The organism is Azospirillum sp. RU38E (assembly GCF_900188385.1).
GTDB lineage: Bacteria > Pseudomonadota > Alphaproteobacteria > Azospirillales > Azospirillaceae > Niveispirillum.
This window is the reverse complement of the sequence record NZ_FZOI01000004.1, coordinates 159,720-182,882: the sequence shown is the minus strand read 5'-3', so window position 1 is coordinate 182,882 and position 23,163 is coordinate 159,720. Positions and strand designations below refer to the sequence as shown.

18 protein-coding genes are annotated in these 23,163 nt (G+C 63.4%); 12 read left to right on the top strand and 6 right to left on the bottom strand.

Annotation, left to right across the window (positions count from 1 at the left end):
• Nucleotides 1–21: 21 nt before the first annotated feature.
• From CHB97_RS10540 to CHB97_RS10525, 4 genes are all read left to right on the top strand, one after another.
• Nucleotides 22–1,341: a YeaH/YhbH family protein gene (locus CHB97_RS10540; RefSeq protein WP_089287926.1), complete on the top strand. Its 1,320-nt coding sequence runs from the start codon at nt 22–24 to the stop codon at nt 1,339–1,341.
• Entirely contained in the window at nt 1,338–2,927 is a 1,590-nt protein-coding gene (locus CHB97_RS10535; protein WP_089287925.1) for a SpoVR family protein, read from the top strand. The genes CHB97_RS10540 and CHB97_RS10535 overlap by 4 nt, the downstream gene beginning before the upstream one ends.
• 155 nt (nt 2,928–3,082) lie before the next feature.
• Entirely contained in the window at nt 3,083–3,505 is a 423-nt protein-coding gene (locus CHB97_RS10530; protein ID WP_089287924.1) for an RT0821/Lpp0805 family surface protein, read from the top strand.
• A 30-nt stretch (nt 3,506–3,535) separates the two neighbouring features.
• Nucleotides 3,536–4,858, top strand: coding sequence for a serine hydrolase (locus tag CHB97_RS10525; protein WP_089287923.1), 1,323 nt, complete (start codon nt 3,536–3,538; stop codon nt 4,856–4,858).
• Nucleotides 4,859–5,078: 220 nt separating this feature from the next.
• On the opposite strand, the gene CHB97_RS10520 is transcribed toward CHB97_RS10525, so the two are convergent.
• On the bottom strand, nt 5,079–5,393 hold the full coding sequence (locus tag CHB97_RS10520) for a hypothetical protein (protein WP_143270830.1): 315 nt from the start codon (nt 5,391–5,393) through the stop codon (nt 5,079–5,081).
• 466 nt (nt 5,394–5,859) lie between these two features.
• On the opposite strand from CHB97_RS10520, the gene CHB97_RS10515 reads away from it, so the two are divergent.
• From CHB97_RS10515 to CHB97_RS10505, 3 genes are all read left to right on the top strand, one after another.
• Nucleotides 5,860–7,563 (top strand): methyl-accepting chemotaxis protein, encoded by a 1,704-nt coding sequence (locus tag CHB97_RS10515; RefSeq protein ID WP_089287921.1) that lies wholly within the window; start codon nt 5,860–5,862, stop codon nt 7,561–7,563.
• 135 nt (nt 7,564–7,698) lie between these two features.
• The gene (locus tag CHB97_RS10510) at nt 7,699–8,631 is read left to right on the top strand and encodes a tetratricopeptide repeat protein (RefSeq protein WP_160105754.1); all 933 of its coding nucleotides are present in this window, start codon (nt 7,699–7,701) and stop codon (nt 8,629–8,631) included.
• An 87-nt stretch (nt 8,632–8,718) separates the two neighbouring features.
• The gene (locus tag CHB97_RS10505) at nt 8,719–9,693 is read left to right on the top strand and encodes a glycerophosphodiester phosphodiesterase (protein WP_089287919.1); all 975 of its coding nucleotides are present in this window, start codon (nt 8,719–8,721) and stop codon (nt 9,691–9,693) included.
• 48 nt (nt 9,694–9,741) lie between these two features.
• Here CHB97_RS10505 and CHB97_RS10500 read toward each other — a convergent pair whose 3' ends face one another.
• Together CHB97_RS10500 and carA are read right to left on the bottom strand one after the other, a co-directional pair.
• Nucleotides 9,742–10,746, bottom strand: a complete 1,005-nt coding sequence (locus CHB97_RS10500; protein ID WP_143270828.1) for a hypothetical protein — start codon at nt 10,744–10,746, stop codon at nt 9,742–9,744.
• A 1-nt stretch (nt 10,747) separates the two neighbouring features.
• A complete protein-coding gene (gene carA / locus CHB97_RS10495; protein WP_089288111.1) occupies nt 10,748–11,914 on the bottom strand; it encodes a glutamine-hydrolyzing carbamoyl-phosphate synthase small subunit in 1,167 nt (388 codons plus the stop codon).
• A 390-nt stretch (nt 11,915–12,304) separates the two neighbouring features.
• Here carA and CHB97_RS10490 point away from each other — a divergent pair, with 390 nt between their 5' ends.
• The 4 genes from CHB97_RS10490 (at nt 12,305) to rpoD (ending at nt 17,764) form a co-directional block, all read left to right on the top strand.
• Nucleotides 12,305–12,763: a GatB/YqeY domain-containing protein gene (locus CHB97_RS10490; RefSeq protein WP_089287917.1), complete on the top strand. Its 459-nt coding sequence runs from the start codon at nt 12,305–12,307 to the stop codon at nt 12,761–12,763.
• Between the two features lie 9 nt (nt 12,764–12,772).
• Complete coding sequence (locus CHB97_RS10485; protein ID WP_089287916.1) at nt 12,773–13,630, top strand: GNAT family N-acetyltransferase; 858 nt, start codon at nt 12,773–12,775, stop codon at nt 13,628–13,630.
• Nucleotides 13,631–13,755: 125 nt separating this feature from the next.
• The gene (dnaG, locus tag CHB97_RS10480) at nt 13,756–15,624 is read left to right on the top strand and encodes a DNA primase (protein WP_089287915.1); all 1,869 of its coding nucleotides are present in this window, start codon (nt 13,756–13,758) and stop codon (nt 15,622–15,624) included.
• Between the two features lie 190 nt (nt 15,625–15,814).
• Nucleotides 15,815–17,764, top strand: a complete 1,950-nt coding sequence (gene rpoD / locus CHB97_RS10475) for an RNA polymerase sigma factor RpoD (RefSeq protein WP_089287914.1) — start codon at nt 15,815–15,817, stop codon at nt 17,762–17,764.
• A 113-nt stretch (nt 17,765–17,877) separates the two neighbouring features.
• Here rpoD and CHB97_RS25895 read toward each other — a convergent pair whose 3' ends face one another.
• The 3 genes from CHB97_RS25895 to gltX form a co-directional block, all read right to left on the bottom strand.
• Nucleotides 17,878–18,096 carry a hypothetical protein gene (locus CHB97_RS25895; RefSeq protein WP_089287913.1) on the bottom strand — a complete coding sequence of 73 codons (219 nt, stop codon included), beginning with the start codon at nt 18,094–18,096 and terminating at the stop codon, nt 17,878–17,880.
• The gene (gene gltA / locus CHB97_RS10470) at nt 18,089–19,417 is read right to left on the bottom strand and encodes a citrate synthase (RefSeq protein WP_089287912.1); all 1,329 of its coding nucleotides are present in this window, start codon (nt 19,415–19,417) and stop codon (nt 18,089–18,091) included. The genes CHB97_RS25895 and gltA overlap by 8 nt, the downstream gene beginning before the upstream one ends.
• Before the next feature lie 108 nt (nt 19,418–19,525).
• Nucleotides 19,526–20,932: a glutamate--tRNA ligase gene (gene gltX, locus CHB97_RS10465; RefSeq protein WP_089288110.1), complete on the bottom strand. Its 1,407-nt coding sequence runs from the start codon at nt 20,930–20,932 to the stop codon at nt 19,526–19,528.
• An 89-nt stretch (nt 20,933–21,021) separates the two neighbouring features.
• Between gltX and CHB97_RS10460 the strand changes: the two genes are divergently transcribed.
• Nucleotides 21,022–23,163 (top strand): ComEC/Rec2 family competence protein, encoded by a 2,142-nt coding sequence (locus tag CHB97_RS10460; RefSeq protein WP_089287911.1) that lies wholly within the window; start codon nt 21,022–21,024, stop codon nt 23,161–23,163.

Genomic DNA, 23,163 nt, shown 5'->3' with positions numbered 1-23,163 from the left:
CAGTGAAAGGACGGTGCAACCTTGTTCACCATTGTTGATCGACGTCTGAACCCTTCCGGCAAATCCCTTGCCAACCGTCAGCGCTTTCTGCGCCGGGCCAAGGAACAGGTGATGCGGGCCGTGCGCGATGCCTCCGCCAAGCGGGGCATCAAGGATATCGATATGGGCGGGGATATCAGCATCTCCCCCGACGGTATCAAGGAACCGACCCTGCAGCGCTCGTCCAGCGGCGGGGCGCGGAATTATGTCGTGCCCGGTAACAAGGAATTCATGTCCGGCGACAAGATCAAGCGCCCGCCGCAGGGCGGTGGGGGCGGGCAGGGCAATGAGGGGGCCGATGATGGCGACGGCCAGGATGAATTCCGTTTTGTGCTGAGCCGGGAGGAATTCATCGATCTGTTCCTGGAAGATCTGGAACTGCCCGATCTGGCCAAACGCAAGCTGGCGGTGACCGACAGCCTGGATTGGCACCGGGCCGGCTATTCCGTCTCCGGTTCGCCGACCAATCTCAACCTTGTGCGCACCATGCGCAATTCGCTGGCCCGCCGCATCGCGCTGAACCGTCCGACGGGGGATGAGATCAAGGCCCTGCGCGTGGAGATCGACGATCTGGAGCGCACGGGCCGTGACCGGGTACGGCTGGAAGAGGCGCGGGAAGAGCTGGCCTTGCTGCTGCGCCGCACCCAACGCATTCCCTATATCGACCCGGTGGATGTGCGCTACAACCGGTTCGATGCCACCCCGCGCCCGGCTGCCCAGGCGGTAATGTTCTGCCTGATGGATGTCTCCGGCTCCATGACGGAGCATATGAAGGACTTGGCCAAGCGCTTCTATATGCTGCTCTATCTGTTCCTGACCCGGCGTTACAAGCATGTGGAGGTGGTGTTCATCCGCCATACCCACAAGGCGCAGGAGGTGGATGAGGAGACCTTCTTCTACAGCCCCGAAACCGGCGGCACCGTGGTGTCGACGGCACTGGAGGAGATGCAGCGGGTGGTGGAGGCGCGCTTCCCGCCATCGGAATGGAACATCTATGCCGCGCAGGCCAGCGACGGCGACAACGCCCTGTCGGACAATGGCAAGACAGCGCAGTTGATGAAGGAGATCATCCTGCCGATCTGCCAATATTATGCCTATATCGAGGTGGGGCAGGATGGCATGTCCCCCGGTCTGGCCTATGGCGGCGGGGTGCGGGAAACCGATCTCTGGCGCACCTATAAATCCATCGCCGAACCGGTGCTGGCCATGCGCCGGGTGACACAGCGGCGGGAAATCTACCCTGTCTTCCGGGAGCTGTTTGCCAAGGACGGGGTGGCGCAACAGGCGGAGGCCGGCGCATGAGCATCATCACATCATTGGGCAATGTACTGGGCGGCGGTGCTGCCGCCGGCGGCGAACCGCTCTATCAGGGGGCGGACTGGGATTATGACAAGGTCCGCCGCGTCTATGACGCCATCGAGCAGGTGGCGGTGCAGGATCTGGGGCTGGATACCTATACCAACCAGATCGAGGTAATTACCTCTGAACAGATGCTGGATGCCTATTCCAGCATCGGGATGCCGCTATTCTACAAGCATTGGTCCTTCGGCAAGCATTTCGCCCGTGACGAGGCGATGTATCGTAGCGGCCAGCGCGGGCTGGCCTATGAAATCGTCATCAATTCCAACCCCTGCATCAGCTACATCATGGAAGAAAATACCATGACGATGCAGACGCTGGTGATTGCCCATGCGGCCTTCGGCCATAACCATTTCTTCAAGAATAACTATCTGTTCCAGCAATGGACCGATGCCGACGGCATTCTGGATTATCTCTCCTTTGCCAAGGAATATATTGCCAAGTGTGAGGAACGGTTTGGGCATGTGGCGGTGGAGCGGGTGCTGGATGCCGCTCATGCGCTGATGAACCATGGCGTCCACCGCTATCCCCGCCGCCGCACGCCCGACCTGCGCAATGAGGAACGCCGGGCGCGGGAGCGGGAGGAGCACCGTGAGCGGACCTTCAACGACCTCTGGCGCACCGTTCCGGGTAAAGCCGGCGGGGCCAGCCCACTGTCGGACCGCGACCGCCGCCGCGCCATGCTGGAACTGCCGGAGGAGAATATCCTCTATTTCCTGGAGAAGAAGGCGCCGCGCCTGGATGGCTGGCAGCGGGAGCTGCTGCGCATTGTCCGCCACGTGGCGCAATATTTCTATCCCCAACGTCAGACCAAGGTGATGAACGAGGGCTGCGCCACCTATTGCCATTACCGCATCCTGCAAACCCTGCATGAGCGTGGGCAATTGACCGATGGTGCCTGGATGGAGGCGATGCACAGCCACACCAATGTGGTGTTCCAGCCGGATTTCGATGACCGGCGCTATGGTGGTATCAATCCCTATGCGCTGGGATTCGCCATGATGCAGGATATCGAGCGTATCGCCAGCAACCCCACGGCGGAGGATCGGGAATGGTTCCCCGATCTGGCCGGCCGTGGCGATCCGATGGGGGCGCTGCGCCATGCCTGGGCCAATTACCGGGATGAAAGCTTCATCCTGCAATATCTCTCCCCGGCGCTGATCCGCAAATTCCGCCTGTTCCATGTGGCCGATGATGCGCGTGACCCGGAAATGAAGGTGGCCGCCATCCATGATGAGCGGGGTTATCGCGCCGTGCGCCACGCCCTGGCGCGACAATATGACATTGCCTGGGCGGAGGCCGATATCCAGATCGTCGATGTCGATCTGGTGGGGGATCGCCGGTTGATCCTGGAACATCGGGTGCTGAATCAGGTGCTGCTGGATGAGGCGTCGACCAAAGCCGTGCTGCAACATCTGGCCGATCTCTGGGGCTATGAGGTCGAACTGGAGGAGGTTGATCCCGCCACAGGTGCACGGCTGAAAAAGCACACCATCGCGCCCCGGCGCGTTCTGGGTAGCCCGGTTTAGCCGGTAAGCTGCCCGCTTCTATCCACAGGGGCCGTCATGCTTTGGCCACCATTTGCCGCATAGATTGGGGGGCCAACCCGTTTAACAGTCTTGCTTTGCCGGGCGCTGGTTGGCAAACAGGCGGCTCCCTATTCTTGTGGATCGAAGTGGCAGGCATGATGCGGCGTCTTGCAGGTTTCCTGATCGTTCTGGCGGTGGCCGGCTGTGCCAGCAAAACCCCACCCGCCCCGCCGGAGGCGGCGGCGCCCCCGCCTCCGCCCGCCGCGCCGGCCAAGCCCACCAGCATCATCATGGATGCCGGCGATCTGGCCGCCGTCCAGGGCGCACTGCGGGAGATGGGCACCAAACCGGTGGATCAGGTGGTGGGCTGGGCCAATCCGCTGACCGGCAAGCGTGGGGCTGTGAAGGTGCTGCGCGATGGTTATGATGCGCAGAACCGCCCCTGCCGGGAGTTCCATTCCGTGGTGATCCTGGACGACATGTATCAGCACACCACGGGTTTCCTCTGCCGCCAGCCCGACGGCGCCTGGGAAGTGGTGGATGCGCGGGAATACCCGCTCTACACCCACCGTCAGTAAGCTGACGCTTCCACACCCGACGGGGTTCCGATGCGGCGTATCCTCCTTGCCTCCACCGCCATTGTCCTGACCGCCATCGGTGCGGCGCTCTGGCTGGTGCCGGGCGGGGAACGGCCATCTGCCCCCGTGGTGGCGGTGCCGCCGCCACTCCCACCGCCGCCGATCGTGGCGGCGGTGCTGAAGGGCGGTCCGGGCGGGCTGCTGCCGGTGGCCGACCCGGATGCCTTGACCCTGTCGGAGGAGGGGGTAAAGGCGCTGACGGATTTTGCCCGCCGCAGCCACAGCCAGGCCCTGCTGGTCTGGCAGGCGGGGGCCTTGCAGCTGGAATATTATGATCCTGCCCTGCAGCCGGGTGACCGGCTGGACGCGGCGGGTCTGCTGCCGGGCCTGCTGGCCCTGCTGACGGGCATTGCCCTGCAGGATGGCACCCTGGCCGGGATTGATGATCCGATCAGCCGCTACCTGCCGGAATGGGCCGGTGATGCCCGTGGCCGCATTACCGTGCGCCATCTGCTGGAAGGCAGCAGCGGGCTTACACCGCCGGCGACTCCGCCCGGCGATGATGCGTCCGTCTGGACGCTTTCGGCTGAACTGGCTGTTGAGCCGGGCACCCGCTTCGCCCCTAATAGCTATGAGGCCCAACTGCTGGGTCTGGTGCTGTCCCGTGCGCGCAACCAGCCGGTGGCGGACTACCTCGCCACCGCGCTTTGGCAGCCGCTGGGGGCCAGGGATGCCAGCCTGGAAGCGGGCAGCAAGACTGGTGCCGCCTATCTGCAATGCTGCATGAAGGCGACCGCTCGCGATTGGCTGCGTCCCGGCCTGCTGCTGCTGGAGGATGGGCGGGTCGGGGCCGACACTCTCGTGCCCAAGCCCTGGCTGGACCTGATGCTACGGCCGAACGGCCATTCCCGCAATGATGGCTGGCGCCTGCGCCTGGGCTGGCCCTTTGATCCGAAGGGACCGGTGGCTGCCAAGGCCCCCTTTACCGATGGGGATACGGTTTTCATGGCGGGGGACGATGGCAGCCGGCTCTACATCTCCAAGGCGAGGGAGCTGGTGATTCTGCGCTTAGGTGCCCTGGGGGCGGATTGGGATGAGTCCACCCTGCCGAATCTGGTGTCACGGGCCAGCACCCTGGTGGCAGCGGAACCCCGCAGCGTGAATGGCAAGAAGGTGCAAAAGGCCAATGATCTCAACGGCAAGGTGGCCATGCCGCCGATCACCAAACCGCCGCCCATCCCGAAGGTGACGGTGGAGCCGCTGGAAGATGGTGCGCACAGCAACATGGCCCCCAAAGACCGCCCGCTGACGAATGTGCCCGCCCCTGACCTTCCGCCGACTCCAAAACCCTGATCCCGGATTGTCACTCCGCGATCAGGCTGGCCGCGAAAAGCGGGATAAGTCAGTCTTTAGCCAGCGGCACGAAATCATGACCGCCGGTTACGCTTTCGTGCCTCTCAATCGCCGGCGCCGGCATCCGCTGGCTTGGCTAAGCCGCATGAGCGGTGCGGCGGCAGCCGCAGCACTACCAACGGTCATGGATTATGACCGTTGGTATTATTCAACATTAGGTTTATTTTGACTTGTAGGCGCGCAACTGTTTGTTGAAGTCGGCGGCGAGCTTTTCCATGCGCGCGGATGCGTCATTGTAACGCTTCGTCCAGTCGCCACCGCTCTTGCCTTTGCCTTCGAACTCCAGGCAGGCCAGAAATTCCTGTGTTTCAGCGACATATGCCTTCACGGCCTTCTGGGCGGCAACCATGTCGGGTTCAGTGGCAGAGGCACCATCAGGAACGGCCGGCGGATCCTTCAATGCGCACTCGGCATGGGCGACGCCCGATATCATGAAGCTCGCGATTGTCACTGCCAGCGCAGTCGCTTTTTTCATATCTTGCAGCCCCTCTTCTTGTTGCAAAGTACTAACCCAAGACCCTCGTCAAGCAAGTGCTATACCTGACGGTTACAGGCGGAATGCTGCAGTGCATCACCAACAATGGTTAAGGGCGTCCTCCAGAAGGCAACTTCCGCTGGGGTTAAGCTTAACACATGCTGGATAATCGAACGTTAATGCTATTCCGCATCGAATTCAGTAGATACGCCTACATTTTCCCAACAAGCTCGTTTATACCTATTCGAAAGGATGGTGCCAGGGCAAGCGCCAATCCCACTTTGGGATGGTGGGATTAATATAAAAGTTTATGCAATCCTGGTTTTGTTTGCCCGGTGGGAGCCGACAGCGCCCAAACAATAATAGGGCGTTTAATGAGGATGCCATGGTCCGCCATGGTATCCGTCAAGGGAAGGTTGAGTGGAGCAGGTTGCGTTGCTGAGAAGGACAGGAAAGGTTAGTCGAGATGAGCAATTTTAATCGGACCATGCGGCCGGCCGGTAGCCCCGCTCCGGCCGGGTCTGGCGGGCTGTTCAGTAATTGGTCGATCAGCCGTAAGATCACGTTTGCGATTGCTATACCGATCATTATCGGTCTTGGCGCCGTGATCGCCCTCAGCGCTTCTGCCATGCGTTCGTCGATGCTGGACCTTTCCAAGCGCTCGGAAAGCCAGGTCACGGAAATGATGGCTGCGCAGATGTCTGCCGCCGTCCGTTTCAAGAATGCTGACGCCATCGCCGACAGCTATGCTGACCTCGCCACGGCCAAGAGCACCAGCCTGGCCTTTGTGCGCGTGCTCGACAGTGACGGTGAGTCGCTGATCGAATATCCCAGCAAGGACAAGCCGCTGCCGGCCGGGATGGCCCCGTTTGAGCCGGCAAAGGCGCAGATCGCCAAGACGGTGACCGAAGTCAAGCTGCTGGACCAGGGTGATTTCCTGGTTGTGCAGGCCCCCGTCCGCGCCGGTGCCAACCGCGATCAGGTTGGTACACTGACCGTGGCGTGGAGCCGGGCCAACCTGCAGGCCTCCATTGCCGATGCGGTGATGGGCAACACCCTGATCGCCCTGGTCGTTCTGGCCGTGCTGATCGGTATTCTGGTGGTGCTGCTGCAGAAGATCGTCGGCACGCCGCTGAAATCCATGCAGGGCGCCATGTCCAAACTGGCGTCTGGCGATCTGACGGTGCAGATCACCGGTACCCAGCGCGGTGACGAGATCGGCGCCATGGCCCAGTCGGTGCAGGTCTTCAAGGACAACGCGCTGGAGATGGACAATCTGCGTCGCCGCCAGGAAGAGGCGGAGCGTCAGGCCGCCATCGAGAAGAAGGCGGCCATGGAGAAGCTGGCGTCCGATTTCGAGAACTCCGTCAAGGGCGTGGTTTCCGAAATCTCCGGCGCGTCCAGTCAGGTCCAGTCCACTGCCGAAGGGCTGTCCGCTTCGGCCGAGGAAAGCCGCGCCCAGACCAGCGCCGTGGCTGCCGCCACCCAGCAGGCTTCCGCCAATGTGCAGTCGGTGGCCAGCGCCACTGAAGAGCTGGCCGGATCGCTGGCGGAGATCAGCAATCAGGTCAATACCTCGGCCCGCATCGCCCGCGATGCCGCCAAGACCGCCGAGAAGACCAACGGCACCGTGCAGTCGCTGGCGCAGCGCGCCCAGTCCATCGGTGATGTGGTGAAGCTGATTTCTGACATTGCCAGCCAGACCAACCTGCTGGCCCTGAATGCCACGATTGAGGCGGCGCGCGCCGGTGAAGCCGGCAAGGGCTTTGCTGTCGTGGCCTCTGAAGTGAAGAGCCTGGCCAACCAGACGGCCAAGGCCACCGAGGAGATCGCCAGCCAGATCACCACGATGCAGGACGCGACCAAGGAGGCCGTGGACGCCATCGTTGTGATCAGCCGGACCATTGCGGAGATCAACGACATCTCCGAAATGGTGGCCGGTGCCGTGGAAGAGCAGGATGCGGCGACCAAGGAAATTGCCCGCAATGTCCAGCAGGCCTCCATGGGCACGATGGAAGTGACGCGCAATATCGAAAGCCTGGAGGAAGTGGCGCACCAGACCGGTTCGTCGGCGACCGACATGTTGGGTGCGGCGCGCAACATGGCCCGCCAGTCGGGCGAATTGGGGCGTACTGTCGACCAATTCCTGGCCCAGGTGCGCAGCGCCTGATCAGGTTCGGGATGGTCTGCCGTTCGTTCGGCTGCCGCCAGACTTTTACAGTGCTTTCCTGTTTGGCCCCCGCACCCGATGGTGCGGGGGCTTTTCATTGCGCCCGCCCTGATGCATCCTGAAACGGGAGGAACCATGCGACGTCACATCCTGGCTTTGGTTATTTCAGGCATCTTTCTGGCGGGCGTGCCAGCTGCATTGGCGGAAGAGGTGCCGGGCCCCTTGGACCGTCTGGAACGGTCCTTCCTGGATTTGCGGATCTGGCTCTGGCCGGATGACCCGAATGTCCGGCTGGCGCGGGCCAATCTGCTCTATCATCTGGAGGAACTGGACGCGGCCTTGGCAGATTATGACCGCGCCATCGCCCTTCAACCCTCACCCGCCGCCTATATGCGCCGCGCCCAGGCGCGCAGTCACCATCCTGATGACCGGGTGCGGAAGGGGGCCTATGACGACTTGGCCGCCGTGCTGGATGAATTACCGGATTTCGATCGCGCCATCGACATGCGGGCGACGATGCGTATCCAGGATGGCGCCTATAATGAAGGCATTGCGGAAATCGATACGCTGTTGGAGAGCTTTCCGAACGCTGATCTGCTGCTGCGCCTGCGGGGTGATTTGTCCGAAGCGGCGGGCCGGCCGTCGGATGTGAAGGATATGTTGGTCGAGCTGGTGGAAAAGCAGCCTTCACCCAGCCTGCTCAACCATCTTTGCTGGGTGCGGGTGACACGGAATATTGAGCTGCAAGAGGCGTTGGAAAATTGTGATGCGGCGCTTGCCGAAGCGCCGGAATTTCCCGAAGCACTGGACAGCCGGGGTGTTGTGCTGTTGCGGCTGGGGCGCCCGGCGGAGGCGATTGCCGCCTTCAACAAGGCCCTGACGAAAGAGCCTGATATGGCGCCTACGCTTTACATGCGCGGCCTGGCGCGCCTGTGGCTGGCCCGTAAAGACCCGGCAGAGGCGGCCCTGGCGGAGGCTGATCTGCAAGCCGCCATCGAACTCGATCCGGAGGTGGAGGAGGATTATCAAGCCTATGGGCTGACGCGCCAATGGGCGATGGGTGGTTGAGTTTTCACGTAAACTTCATGCCACCCCCTGCTGCCGGTCGCTACAGTCAGCACCCTGACGGATGATCCGGTTGATGGTGGAAAATCAATGTCTTTCAAGCGTCTGGCGCTGGCCGCCCTGTCTTCTCTGCTGCTCTCCGGTACGGCGGGGGCCTTTGATCTGGAAGCCCATCGCGGGGGGCGCGCCTTGTGGCCGGAAAATACCCTGCCGGCCTTTGCCAATGCGATTGCGCTTGGCGTGACGACGCTGGAACTGGATACAGGCATCAGCAAGGATGGCACGCTGATCATCGCCCATGAACGGCATGTGGATACCCATCTGGCCCGTGGGGCCGATGGGCAATGGGTGACGGCGCCGACGCCGTCCTGGCACAGCCTGACCCTGGCGGAAATCGGTCGCTATGATGTGGGCCGCATCCGCCCGGACAGCGATTATGCCAAGCGGTTCAGCCGGCAGCAGTCGATCGACGGCACCCGCATTCCCACCCTGGCCAGCCTGTTCGATCTGGTCAAGGCCAAGGGGGCCGATCAGGTCCGTTTCAACATTGAAACCAAGATCGACCCGACCGCACCCGGCGACACGGTGGACCCGGAGCCCTTTGCCCGCACGCTGGTGGAGGCGGTGCGCAAGGCCGGGATGGAAAGCCGTGTGACGATCCAGAGCTTCGACTGGCGGACCTTGCAGGTGGTGCAGCGCATCGCCCCAAGCATCCCCACCGCCTATCTGACCATCGATGATCCGCAGGAAAGCAACGTGACCGGGCCCAAGGCGGCGGCCTGGACGGCCGGCTTCGCCCCGGCGGACCATGGTGGCAGCGTTCCGGCGGCGGTGAAGGCGGCCGGCGGTAAAGTCTGGTCGCCCTATTACCGCAATCTGAGCAAGGAACTGGTGGCCCAGGCCAAGGCGCTGGGCCTGCAGGTGCTGCCCTGGACGGTCAATGATGCCGACACCATGCGCCAGCTGATCGACTGGCAGGTGGATGGCATCATCAGCGATGACCCGGTGTTGCTGCGCCAGGTGGTGGCGGAGAAGGGGCTGGCCCTGCCGGTGGCAGGGCGCTGAGCCTTATACTCGGTTGCCAAAGCTGTTTCCGGGCAACTGGAAACAGCCTTAATCCAGCCAGCGGGAGGTGACGGGGGGCAGTTCCCCCCGCCATTCCGCCACTTCCTTGGCCACCTTTTCCAGCGCCCGCTGATCGCGGTAGCGTTTGCGGGCGCGGTTATTCTCGCCCTTGGCCAGCATGTCTTGCAGGCGGGCAGCCACGCGCGGCTCGCCAATAATCACCTGCCGCCAGCGTTCCAGGCGCAGTTCCGCCACGCAATCGACAATCGCCTGGGTGGCGGGGCGTCGGCCCAGCTTGATCGCCGCCGGGGCCAGCCGGGCTGCCACCGATGAGGCCACATCATGCGGCATCAGCGGGAAGGCGGCCTGCACCGCTTCGGCCAGACTGGAGCGTAGATCCTGGCCGCGCTGACGGTCGTTGCGGGTGCTGCGCTTGGCGGCAATCTCCATGCGCCGGGCGCTGTGGGCCAGCACGTCGGCCACGACCTCCGCCCCGTCCGTGTCCAGCCAGAGGATGGGAGCATCGGCAATGCGTTCCCGCACATTGGTGGGCAGGGCAGGGTGGTCGCCATCCGCCTGCAGCACCAGTTCCAGCTTCAGCAACGATTTCAGTGACCGTTCGCGCCCTTCCTGTGCCGCCAGCCAGTCGGCCAGCGGCAGGGGGGCCTGTTTGGCCAGACTGTCCATTGCTTCCAGGTCGGCGCCGGTCCAGCGGCGGCCATGCAGCAGCCGTTCCGTGCGCTCCCGTAACAGGGCGCGGGCCTGATCGCGCGGCAGGGCCGGTTCCTGCTGCACCAGTTGCCAGATGTCGCCGGTCAGCCGCCCCAGCGCCCAGCCACCATGGCTGGCGATGGGCGTGTCAGTGGGGAAGCTGCCATCGGGCAGGTTCCAGTGGTCGCTGACCCGCAGCAGGCCACGCTCATCGAGCAGCGCCTCCCCACCGGGGGAGCGCTGGATGGCGGGCCATTCAGCCACCAGGGCGGCCAGCCCGTCCGGCATGGCGGACGGGCGGTTCAGTTCACCTAAGCGCAGCGCCCTGGTAAAATCGGTCACCTCAATACCGCCCTTCGATGGCATCGATGAAGCGGTTGAACAGGTAATGGCTGTCCTCCGGGCCGGGGCTGGCTTCCGGGTGATACTGCACGGAGAAGACCGGGCGGCCCTTCAGGCGGATGCCTTCATTGGTGCCGTCAAACAGGGAGACATGCGTGACCTCCACCGTGTCCGGCAGGCTTTCCGGCAGCACGACGAAGCCATGGTTCTGGCTGGTGATCTCCACCACGCCCGAGGCCAGATCCTTCACCGGATGGTTGGCACCGCGATGGCCCCTTTCCATCTTCTCTGTCCGGCCACCGAGCGCCAGGGACAGCATCTGATGGCCCAGGCAAATGCCGAACACCGGCTTGCCGCTATCGACAATGGCCTTGATGGTCGGCACGGCATAGGTGCCGGTGGCGGCCGGGTCGCCGGGGCCGTTGGACAGGAACACGCCATCGGGGTTCAGCGCCAGGATATCGGCGGCGGGCGTATCGCCCGGCACCACCGTCACCTTGCAACCCGATGCGGCCAGGCAGCGCAGGATATTGCGCTTGGCGCCGAAATCCATGGCAACGACATGGTGCTTCGGTTCGGTCTGCTTGCCGTAACCGGTTTTCAGCGACCAGATGCTTTCATCCCAGCCATAGGTCTGACGGGTGCTGACATCCTTGGCCAGATCCATGCCTTCCAGGCCGGGCCAGGACTTGGCCAGCGCCAGCAGCGCCTCCAGGTCGAACTTGCCATCGGGGGCATGGGCGATGACGCCGTTGGGGGCGCCGGCATCGCGGATGCGCCGGGTCAGGCGGCGGGTGTCGATCCCGCTGATCCCCACAATGTCGTTCGATTGCAGCCAGTCGTTCAGGTGGCGCGTGGCGCGCCAGTTCGACGGCTCCGTCACATCGGCCTTCAGGATCAGGCCGCGCGCCACCGGCGTCAGCGTCTCGATATCCTCGGCATTGGCGCCGACATTGCCGATATGGGGGAAGGTGAAGGTGATGATCTGGCCGGCATAGGACGGATCGGTCAGGATTTCCTGATAGCCGGTCATGGAGGTGTTGAAGCACACCTCGCCCACGCGATGGCCGGCGGCGCCCATGCCGCGCCCCCAGAACACCGATCCGTCTGCGAGAACCAGAACGCCAGTGGCTCCGGTCGGGGCGGGCGCGTGGGTGGGGGAACCCATCGACGGGGTGTCGGTCATCGGCGGCGTACCTTATGATCAGTGGCGATGCCCGGGGGCGGGCACCCAAAAATGGTTGGCCACCCGCTGAAAAGCGGGGCGGCCTGCCCGCGGGGCGTCGCGCCCCATCCATCGCCCGCTGGGTTTGCACCCTCTGGGTTATGGCAGGTCGCGCCGATACCGCGCGCCGGCCGGGGCCGGAACGGTTCGGGCGTTGAAATAGACAATCGCGTTACAGCGGTCAACCCGACCTCTGCGCGCCCCTGCTAAGCGTCGCCATGCAGGGGGCAAACATACGGGTGTTTCTTGTCGGGGTTTCCGAATGGCTGGCATTTGAAGCTTATGTTGTTTACTCTTCGCCCCTGTTTTTCTGGATCAACCCCGAGGTATGTCATGTTGCGTCAGACGCTGAACGAGGCCCTGAAGGATGCGATGCGCGCCAAGGATCAGCGCACCGTCGCCACGGTGCGTCTGATCATCGCCGCCCTGAAGGACCGCGATATTGCCGCCCGCACCCGTGGCCAGATGGATGGCGTGGATGATGCCGAAATCCTGGCCATGCTGCAGACCATGGTGAAGCAGCGCCGCGAAAGCATCATCATGTATGAGCAGGGCGGCCGCCAGGAACTGGCCCAGCAGGAAGCCGAAGAAATCACCGTCATCGAGAATTTCCTGCCCCAGCAACTGGATGAAGCCGCGACGCGGGAAGCCATTGCCGCCTTGATCGCGGAGATCGGCGCCACCGGCGTGAAGGATATGGGCAAGGTGATGGCCGAACTGCGCGGCCGCTTCGCCGGCCAGATGGATTTCACCAAGGCCAGCGCCATCGTGCGCGAAAAGCTGGTGAGCTGAGAGGGCGCCTTGACGCGGATTGTGCGGTTGGCACCGGGGGATGAGGGGCGGCTGGATGCCTATCTGGCCGGCCATCCGGCCACATCACTGTTCCTGCGTTCCAACCTGCGCCGCGCCGGGCTGGTGGATGAAGGTCAGCGCTTCCAAGGCCGCTATGCGGCCGCCCTGACGGCAGAAGACGATATTGCTGGCGTCATCGCCCATAGCTGGAATGGCAATATGCTGATCCAGGCGCCGCCTGTGCTGGCGGTGGAACTGGCCCGCCATCTGATGGCTGAGGGTGATCGCCTCCTCTGCGGTCTGATCGGGCCGCTGGAGGCGGCCAGCGCGGTGGCAGACGCATTTCCTGAACAATCCTTCCGGCGGGGTGGGGCAGAGGATCTGTTTGACCTGCCGCTGGATCGGCTGGTCGTCCCGCCCCTGTTGAGCAGCGGTACTTGTCGCTGCCGGCGCGCGACGGCGCAGGATATTCCGCTACTGGCCGGATGGCGGGTGGATTATTCTGTAGAGGCGCTGGACGCCGTGCCGGATGCCGCCCTGCGGGCGCAGGCGGAAGCTGATATCGCCGTCTGGGTGTCAGCGGGCGATGTCTTCCTGCTGACCGGGGCCGATGGGGCGATTCTCTCCATGGCTACCCATAATGCCCGTATTCCCGATACGGTGCAGATTGGCGGTGTCTGGACCCCGCGCGACAGCCGGGGCCGGGGCTATGCCCGTGCCGTGGTCGCAGGCGCGCTGCTGGCCGCCCGTGAGGATGGGGCAAGGCTGGCCGTGCTGTTCACCGGCAAGGAGAATGAGCCGGCGCGCCGCGCCTATCTGGCGCTGGGTTTCCAGATCATCGGCGATTACGCCATCCTGCTTTGTTGACCCGGTTGCCTGTGGATAACAGAGCAACCTGGGGATAAGTCTGCAGCCACATGGCACAGCGGCGGGTGCCTGTTGTATGGTTGCCGGCTGATCTGTCTGCCCGTTGATGGGAAGTCCGCCTTCACATGGCCCTGCCGCCGCAGTTTCTGGAAGAGTTGCGCACCCGCATTTCCGTGTCGGAAGTGGTGCAGAAACGTATGCGCCTGATCCGCGCCGGGCGGGAATTCAAGGCGCCCTGTCCCTTCCATAATGAGAAGTCGCCCAGCTTCTATGTCAACGACCAGAAGGGCTTTTTTCACTGCTTCGGCTGTGGTGCCCATGGCGACCAGATCGGTTTCGTCATGCGCTATGACAACCTCTCCTTCATGGAGGCGGTGGAGAATCTGGCGGGCGAAGTGGGCATGGCGGTGCCCAAGGCCACCCCGCAGGAGCGTGAGCGGTTCGAGCGGCAGAAGTCGCTCTATGATCTGGTGGAACGCGCAGCCAAATATTATGAGCAGCAGCTGTTCAGCCATGGCGGCCGTATGGCGCTGGATTATCTGCGTCGGCGCGGGTTGGATGGCGAGGGTATCGCCCGCTTCCGCCTGGGCTACGCCCCGCAGGACGGGGCGGGGCTCTATGCCGTACTCACCGAGGCCGGCTATGGCGAGGCCGACATGATCGAGGTCGGGCTGTTCAAGCGGCCCGAAAACGGCAAGGCGGTGCGCAATTTCTTCTGGAACCGGGTGATGTTCCCCGTCACCGACCGGCGGGGCCGGGTGGTGGCCTTTGGCGGGCGCGTGCTGGAAGGGGACGGGCCGAAATATATCAATTCGGCTGAAAACCCGCTCTTCCACAAGGGGCACATTCTCTACGGCATGTCGCGGGCGCGGCAGGCGGCGGCGGATGGCCAATCGCTGATCGTCACCGAAGGCTATATGGATGTGATTTCCTGCGTCATGGCCGGGTTCGAAGGGGCGGTGGCACCCCTGGGCACGGCCCTGACGGAAACCCAGATCCAGGAGCTGTGGAAACTGGCACCGGAGGGACGTCGCCGGCCCATCCTCTGCTTTGATGGCGATAATGCCGGCCGGCGGGCGGCGCAACGGGCGGTGGAACGCATCCTGCCGGTGCTGACGCCCGACGTATCGGCCCGCATTGCCTTCATGCCGGAAAAGGAAGACCCGGACAGCCTGATCCGGGGTGGCGGCAAGGCAGCGTTTGAGGCGGTGCTGGACAGGGCCCTGTCGCTGGAAGATTTCATCTGGGAATATGCCCGCCAGGGCAATGAGCCGCGCACGGCGGAAGGCCGGCTGACCATTGAAAGCACCATCAACCAGTTGACCGACGCCATCGCCGACAAGTCGGTGCAATATAATTACCGCGCCGCTTTGCGCGACAAGCTGCGCGCCGCCATCCGGGGGGCGGGCTTTGGCGAAGGCGGTGGGCGCAGCTTTGGCGGCAGCGGCGGGCCGCGCCGTCTGCGGCCGGGGGATATTCCCGTCAGTCACCTGTGGGACAAAAGCCACCGCAGCGGCGCCATCCTGACCGATCCGCGCCGGCGGGAGCGCTGGCTGTTGGTCACCGTGCTGCACCATCCTGCCCTGTTCGAACAGGTGGGGGAACTGCTGGGCCAGGCAGATTTCAGCGATCCGGCGCTGGAAATGCTGCGTCAGGCGCTTGTTGCATGTCTGACGGCCGAATCAGCACTTGACGCGGACGGCTTGAAGCGCCACCTGTCTCTGCGCGGCTTTCAAGAGACGCTGGATAGTCTGCTGAGTGCAGACGCGCCGAAGTTTGCGCAACCAGGAGCGTCCATCGAAGCGGCGAAGAGTGGCTGGCAGGAGGTTTGGTTAGGCTCCGAGGTGACATTGCTTCAGCAGGAACTGCGGGAAGCCGAGCGACGTTTCGCTGAAACCTTCAGCGAAGCCGATCTGGCACGCTTACGAATGCTTCAACAGGAAGTGCTGAACCGCCGGGGGCATACCAATGATCCCGATCAGGATGGGGTATAAGGGCACATGCCGAGGGGTATGGGGGCTCGTGTAACCTATCCACGCCGAAACTGTGTCTTGGCCGACACAGTCGTATGTCACTTTTTGATTTTGTAGCCAGGACAGAGATTGGTGGATGACCGGGCACTTGCCCGAGTCGTCCATTTGCGTTTACCGGTGGCAGCCTTGAAGGTACGGGGGCAGCGAGCGAATGGCGACTAAAGCGGCGCAGACGGCGGAAGTGTCGGAGCAGCGTGAAGAGGAAGCGAACGGCCCTCTGATGGACGGCATGGCAATTGCCGTCAAGAAGATGATCGCGCGGGGCAAGGAGCGTGGCTACGTCACCTATGACGAGCTGAACGCGGCCCTGCCGCAGGACAGTTCGTCTTCCGAGCAGATCGAAGACACGATGGCCTTGCTGTCCGAAATGGGCATCAATGTCGTCGAGGCAGAGGAACAGGAAGAGAGCAACGGCGAAGCCGGCGACGGCGAAGGCCGCCAGTCCGGTAACCTGGACGATGATGATATCGGCCGCACCGATGACCCGGTGCGCATGTATCTGCGCGAAATGGGTTCGGTGGAGCTGCTGTCGCGCGAAGGCGAAATCGCCATCGCCAAGCGCATCGAAGCCGGCCGGGAAATGATGATTGGGGCGATTTGCGAATCGCCGCTGACCATTCAGGCCATCATCGAATGGCATCAGTCGTTGCAGGACGGCAAGATGCTGCTGCGCGACATTATCGATCTGGATGCCTCTTACGGCGTTGACCCGGAATCGGGTGAGCTGCCGCCGGAGACGCTGGACGGCCCGGCCGCCGACCGTGAGGAAGAGGAAGGCGAGCGCGCAGAGGGTGAAGGCGAGGGCACCGGCCCGGCCGCCGACGGCGAAGAGGAAGGCAATGTCTCCCTTTCCGCCATGGAAGCCGAGCTGAAGCCCAAGGTGCTGGAAACCTTCGGCAAGATCGAAGAGACCTATGAGCGCCTGCACAAGATGCAGGAGCTGCGTCTGGCGGCCTTGCAGCGCGGCGAAGAGGTCAAGGGTGCGGACAAGAAGTACGAGAAGGTGAAGGCCGAATTGACCGAACTGGTCAATTCCGTGCGCCTGAACAATGGCCGTATCGAACAGCTTGTCGAACAGCTCTATGCCCTGAACCGCAAGCTGCTGGGCTTTGAAGGCCGCCTGCTTCGTCTGGCCACTGATTGCCGCGTAAAGCGTGAAGACTTCCTGCAGCATTATTACGGGTCGGAACTGGACCCGAACTGGCTGGACCGCTGCAAGAATATCTCCAAGGCCTGGGGCCGTTTTGCCGAACGCTCCTCGCACGAGGTTGCCCGCGTGCGGGAAAATATTGGTGACGTCTCCACCCAGGCGCGGTTGCCGATCGGTGAGTTCCGCCGCATCGTCTCCACCGTGCAGAAGGGCGAGAAGGAAGCCAGCCGCGCCAAGAAGGAGATGGTGGAAGCCAACCTCCGTCTGGTGATCTCCATCGCCAAGAAATACACCAACCGTGGCCTGCAGTTCCTGGACTTGATCCAGGAAGGCAATATCGGTCTGATGAAGGCGGTGGATAAGTTCGAATATCGGCGCGGCTACAAGTTCTCCACCTATGCCACTTGGTGGATCCGGCAGGCGATCACGAGGTCGATCGCCGATCAGGCCCGCACCATCCGTATTCCCGTGCATATGATCGAAACGATCAACAAGCTGGTGCGCACCAGCCGTCAGATGCTGCACGAGATCGGGCGGGAGCCGACGCCGGAGGAACTGGCCGAGCGGCTGATGATGCCGCTGGAGAAGGTCCGCAAGGTGTTGAAGATCGCCAAGGAGCCGATCTCCCTGGAAACGCCGATTGGCGACGAGGAAGATTCGCATCTGGGCGATTTCATCGAGGATAAGAACGCCGTTCTGCCCCTCGATGCCGCCATCCAGGCGAACCTGCGCGAGACCACCACCCGTATACTGGCCACCCTGACCGCCCGTGAGGAACGGGTTCTGCGGATGCGCTTCGGCATCGGCATGAATACCGACCATACGCTGGAAGAAGTGGGCCAGCAGTTCAGCGTGACCCGCGAGCGTATCCGCCAGATCGAGGCGAAGGCGCTGCGCAAGCTGAAGCACCCGTCGCGTTCCCGCAAGCTGCGCAGCTTCCTGGATACGTGATCGGTTCGGCTATGCCTTTCCCCGCTCGGCAACGGGCGGGGAGGGGATACGAAAAACCCCGCCTGGGCAATCAAGCCCGGCGGGGTTTTTTCGTTTAGGCAGATGTTGGAAATTTACAGTGCCAACACCGCATAACCCAGACCACCGACCACAGCGATAATCGCCAATAGTTTGGCCAGACGGGCCAGTCTTTTGCCCAGGGGCGCGGGATTATCATTGGCGGCAGTTGGCGCCCGCCAGAGGAAGACGGGTGCTGCGAACATGGATTGGGCGTTACGGGCGGCCCACAGGGGGCCGCCCGCTTTATGCTGACTATTCAGCCGCTCAGCCACGCTCGTTCAGCGGGACGAAATCCCGCGTCACGTGACCGGTATAGAGCTGACGCGGACGACCGATCTTCTGGGTCGGATCCTCAATCATTTCCTTCCACTGGCTGATCCAGCCGACGGTACGGGCCAGCGCGAACAGCACGGTGAACATGCTGGTCGGGAAGCCGATCGCCTTCAGGATGATGCCGGAATAGAAGTCGACGTTCGGGTACAGCTTCTTCTCGATGAAGTACTCGTCGGACAGCGCGATCCGCTCCAGCTCCACGGCGATATCCAGCAGCGGATCGTCCTTGATCCCCAGCTCGGCCAGCACTTCCTTACAGGTCTGCTGCATAACCTTGGCGCGCGGGTCGTAGTTCTTGTAGACCCGGTGGCCGAAGCCCATCAGACGGAAATTGTCGTTCTTGTCCTTGGCGCGCTTGATGAATTCCGGAATGCGATCAACGGACTTGATCTCTTCCAGCATCTTCAGCACGGCCTCGTTCGCACCACCATGCGCGGGACCCCACAGGGAGGCGATGCCGGCGGCGATACAGGCGAACGGGTTGGCACCCGACGAACCGGCCAGACGCACGGTGGAGGTCGAGGCGTTCTGCTCGTGATCGGCGTGCAGGATGAAGATCTTGTCCATCGCCTTGGCGATGACCGGGTTCACCTTGTACTGCTCGCACGGGACCGCGAAGGTCATGTGCAGGAAGTTCTCGGCAAAGCCCAGATCGTTGCGCGGATAGACGAAGGGCTGACCGACCGAATACTTATACGCCATGGCAGCAATGGTCGGCACCTTGGCGATCAGCCGGTGCGACGCGATGATGCGCTGGGTCGGGTCATTGATGTCGGTGCTGTCGTGATAGAAGGCCGACAGGGCGCCGACGACGCCGCACATGATGGCCATCGGGTGGGCATCGCGGCGGAAGCCACGGAAGAAGTTCGCCAGCTGCTCATGCACCATGGTGTGGCGCGTGATGGTCTGCTCGAACTTGGCCTTCTGCTCCGGGTTCGGCAGCTCGCCGTTCAGCAGCAGGTAGCAGACTTCCAGGAAGTCGCTCTTCTCCGCCAACTGCTCGATCGGGTAACCGCGGTGCAGCAGCACGCCTTCATCGCCATCGATGTAGGTGATTGCCGATTCGCAGGAGCCGGTGGAGGTGAAACCCGGATCGTAGGTGAAGCAGCCGGTGGCCGCATAGAGCTTGCGGATGTCGATGACATCCGGCCCCGTCGCGCCGTGCAGGATGGGCAAGGTGACTTGCTTGCCGTTCCGGTTATCGATCAGGGTCACCGTATCGGCGGTTCCATCGCCCGCCGTCTGGGGAGTCTGGCTCATATCGGCACGTCCTCAAGGTGTTCTTGGGTGGGGCGGCTGCCCCGGGGTTCTTTTTAGGTGGCGGAGTGTAGTTGCGCGGCGCAGCAATGGCAACGCAACTGCATCAAATTATCCACCCTTTGCGACATCTTCCAGCCGCACCAAGGTCTCGGCGCGACCAAGAATTTCCGCCACCTCGAAAATCGGCGGCGAAACGGTGGAACCGGTCAGGGCGGCGCGCAAGGGCTGGGCCAGTTTGCCCAGCTTCAGACCGGTGCGCTCCGCATGGTCGCGCACGATCTGTTCCAGTGCAGCACCGCTCCAATCGGGCGACGCGGCGAACGCTTCTGCCAGCGCCGCCAGCTGCGACCGTGCCTCGGCCGTCAGCAGGGCCGCTGCCTTGTCATCCAGGGCAAGCGGCCGGTTGGCAAACAGATAGAGTGAACCATCTGCCAATTCCAGTAGGGTTTTCACGCGCGGCTTGAAACCGGGCACGGAACGCAACAGCCGTTCCTTCTCCGCGTCCGTCAAGGCGCGGCCGATCTTGGCCTCAATGAAGGGGCTGGTCAGGGCCACCAGCCGCGCATCATCCGCCTCCCGAATATAATGGGCGTTCAGGTTCTCCATCTTGGCGAAGTCCAGCCGGGAGGGGGAGCGGCCGATCCCTTCCAGCGTGAACCATTCGATGGCCTGTTCGGTGGAGATAATCTCCGCATCGCCATGGCCCCAGCCCAGACGCAGCAGGTAATTGCGCATGGTTTCCGGCAGGAAGCCCATGTCGCGATAGGCCTCAATCCCCAAGGCGCCATGGCGCTTGGAGAGCTTGGCCCCGTCCGGCCCGTGGATCAGCGGGATATGCGCGAATTCCGGGGCTGCCCAGCCCATGGCATTATAGATCTGCAGCTGGCGGAAGGTATTGGTCAGGTGATCGTCACCGCGCACCACATGGGTCACACCCATATCATGGTCGTCCACCACCACGGCCAGCAGGTAAGTAGGTGTGCCGTCGGAGCGCAGCAGGATCAGATCATCCAGCTGGCTGTTCTGCACCCGCACTTCGCCCTGCACATGGTCATTCACCACCGTCTCCCCCTCGCGCGGGGCCTTCAGGCGGATGGCGGGGGCGATGCCGGCCGGTGCTTCCGACGGGTCGCGGTCGCGCCAGCGACCGTCATAGCGCGGCTGCTGACCGGCGGCCTTCTGCGCCTCCCGCATCGCGTCCAGCTCTTCCGGGGTGCAATAACAACGATAGGCGGTGCCGTTGGCCAGCATTTCCGCCACCACTTCGGCGTGACGGTCCTTGCGTTCGAACTGGCTGACCGCTTCACCGTCCCATTCCAGGCCCAGCCATTTCAGCCCATCCAGAATGGCATCGACGGCCGCCTGGGTGGAACGGGCGCGGTCGGTATCCTCGATCCGCAGCAGGAAGGTGCCCTGATGGTGCTTGGCGAAAAGCCAGTTGAACAGGGCTGTGCGGCCACCGCCAATATGCAGAAAACCGGTGGGGGATGGTGCGAAACGGGTGACAATTTTCATGATTAATACAATCTTCTGCGGGTAAACCAGTCCGTTGCCGGCAGATGTAGCACAGCAGCGGGCCTTATGCACCGTGACGGTCATCACCAATGCGGCAAAGCACGCACATAAGAATAGCGGGGCCCTGGGCCTGGACAGGGGAGGGCTGGTCACCCCTGGCGCTGGCACGGCGCCTGCTGGGCGCGCTGGCGGCTGAACAGGGCCAGTGGTTGCTGTGGATACCGGTCACCTTGTCGTTGGGCATTGGTGCCTATTTCGCCCTGCCGCTGGAACCGCCCCTGTGGCTTGTGGGGGTGCTGGCGGTGGCGATGCTGACCCTCAGCCTGACGCTGGGGCTGCGCTGGCCGCTCGCCGGGCGGCTGGCGGCCATCCTGCTGCTGGTCCCGGCCCTGGGGTTGCTGGCGGGGGCGTGGCGGACGGCCGGCATGGCCGCCCCCATGCTGGATGCCGCCCGTGGCCCAACGGTGGTGACCGGCCGGGTGGTGGCGCTGCAAAAGCAGGAACATGATTTGCGGCTGCAACTGGCCGATCCCTGGATTGCCGTTGTCCCGGCCGCGGAGACGCCAAAACGACTGACCGTCTTGCTGCGACCGGATGACATGTTGCCGCCCTTGGGGGAGAAGGTGCGCATCTGGGGCCGGGTCGCCGGCCCTGGCGGTCCGGTGGAGCCGGATGCCTTTGATTTTCGACGCTATTCCTATTTCCAGGGCATTGGCGGCAGTGTCGTGGCCTATGTGCGGCTGGAGCGTAAAGGACAGGCGGTCGCGTCGGCGGATGGGGATTGGGGATTGTGGCTGGAACGGCTGCGCCAAGCCATCGCCACAAAGGTGGAGGCGCGGTTGCAGGGCGGGGCCGCCGGGTTGACCACCGCCCTGTTGAATGGGGACAGCAGCGGTATCCCTGACGATGATCTGGCGGCCATGCGGGTCTCAGGCCTGCAGCACCTGATCTCCATCTCCGGCCTGCATATCGGGTTGGTGGCGGGGCTGGTGTTTCTGCTGGTGCGCGGCGGCTTGGCATTGTGGCCGGCCTTGGCCCTGCGCCATCCGATCAAGAAATATGCCGCCGTGCTGGCCATGGCGGCGGCGTTCTTCTACATGCTGATGGTGGGGTCGCCGGTGCCGACGCTGCGGTCGGTGCTGATGACGGGGATCATGCTGCTGGCTGTGCTGGCCGATCGCAATCCGTTTTCCCTGCGGGTCATTGCCGCCGCCGGGGTGGCGGTGCTGCTGGTGGTGCCGGACAGCCTGACCGGCCCCAGCTTTCAGATGTCCTTTGCCGCCGTGGCCGCCCTGATCATGGTCTATGACGCACTCGCCCCCTGGCTGGCGCGGAGACGGCGGGAAGGCGGTGGCGGCTGGGTGGGCAAGCTGGCCGCCTATGCCGGCGGGCTGATTCTCACTTCCCTGGTGGCCAGTCTGGCGACGACGCCCTACGCCGTCTATAATTTCCAGAAGGTGGCCAATTACGGGCTGCTCTCCAACATGATTGCCGTGCCCTTGACCAGCTTCTGGGTGATGCCTTGCGGGCTGCTGGCCTGCCTGCTGATGCCGCTGGGGCTGGAGGGCTGGGCCATCAGCGCCATGGGCTGGGGGGTGGAGGGTATCCTCTGGACCGCCCGTCTGGTGGCCGGTTTGCCCGGTGCCACGCTGACCCTGCCAGTCATGCCGCTCTGGGGGCTGGTTGCCTTCACGCTGGGTGGCCTGTGGCTGGGTATCTGGCAGGGGCGGGTGCGGTGGTGGGGTTTGGTGGGTATCCTGCTGATGCCGCTCAGCTTTCTGTTCTTCGCCCCGCCGGATGTGCGGGTGGATGCCGATGCTGGGGTGATTGGCATCCGCGCCGCCGATGGCGGTTTGCTGGTTTCCACCCGACAGCGCGCACGCTTTGACAGCAATGCCTGGGCGCTGCGGGACGGGCTGCCGGACCCACCCCGCCGCTGGCCCAAATCCGGCAGTGCCAAGGACGGGCTGACCTGTGACGGGGCCATCTGTCTATACCGGGCCAAGGGGCAGGTGCTCGCCCTGATCGACGACCGGGAAGGCGCCGTGACCTGCCCGGCAGAGGCGCTGAATGCTGTCATCAGCCTGCGGGAGGAAGCAGAGTGCCCGGCCCCGCTGATCATCCGGCGGGATGATATTGTGCGGCGGGGTGCCCATGCCCTGCATCTTTCCCCGTCCGGCATCAGGGTTGAAGCCACAAGGCCGCACCCGGGGGCGCGGCCTTGGCAATGA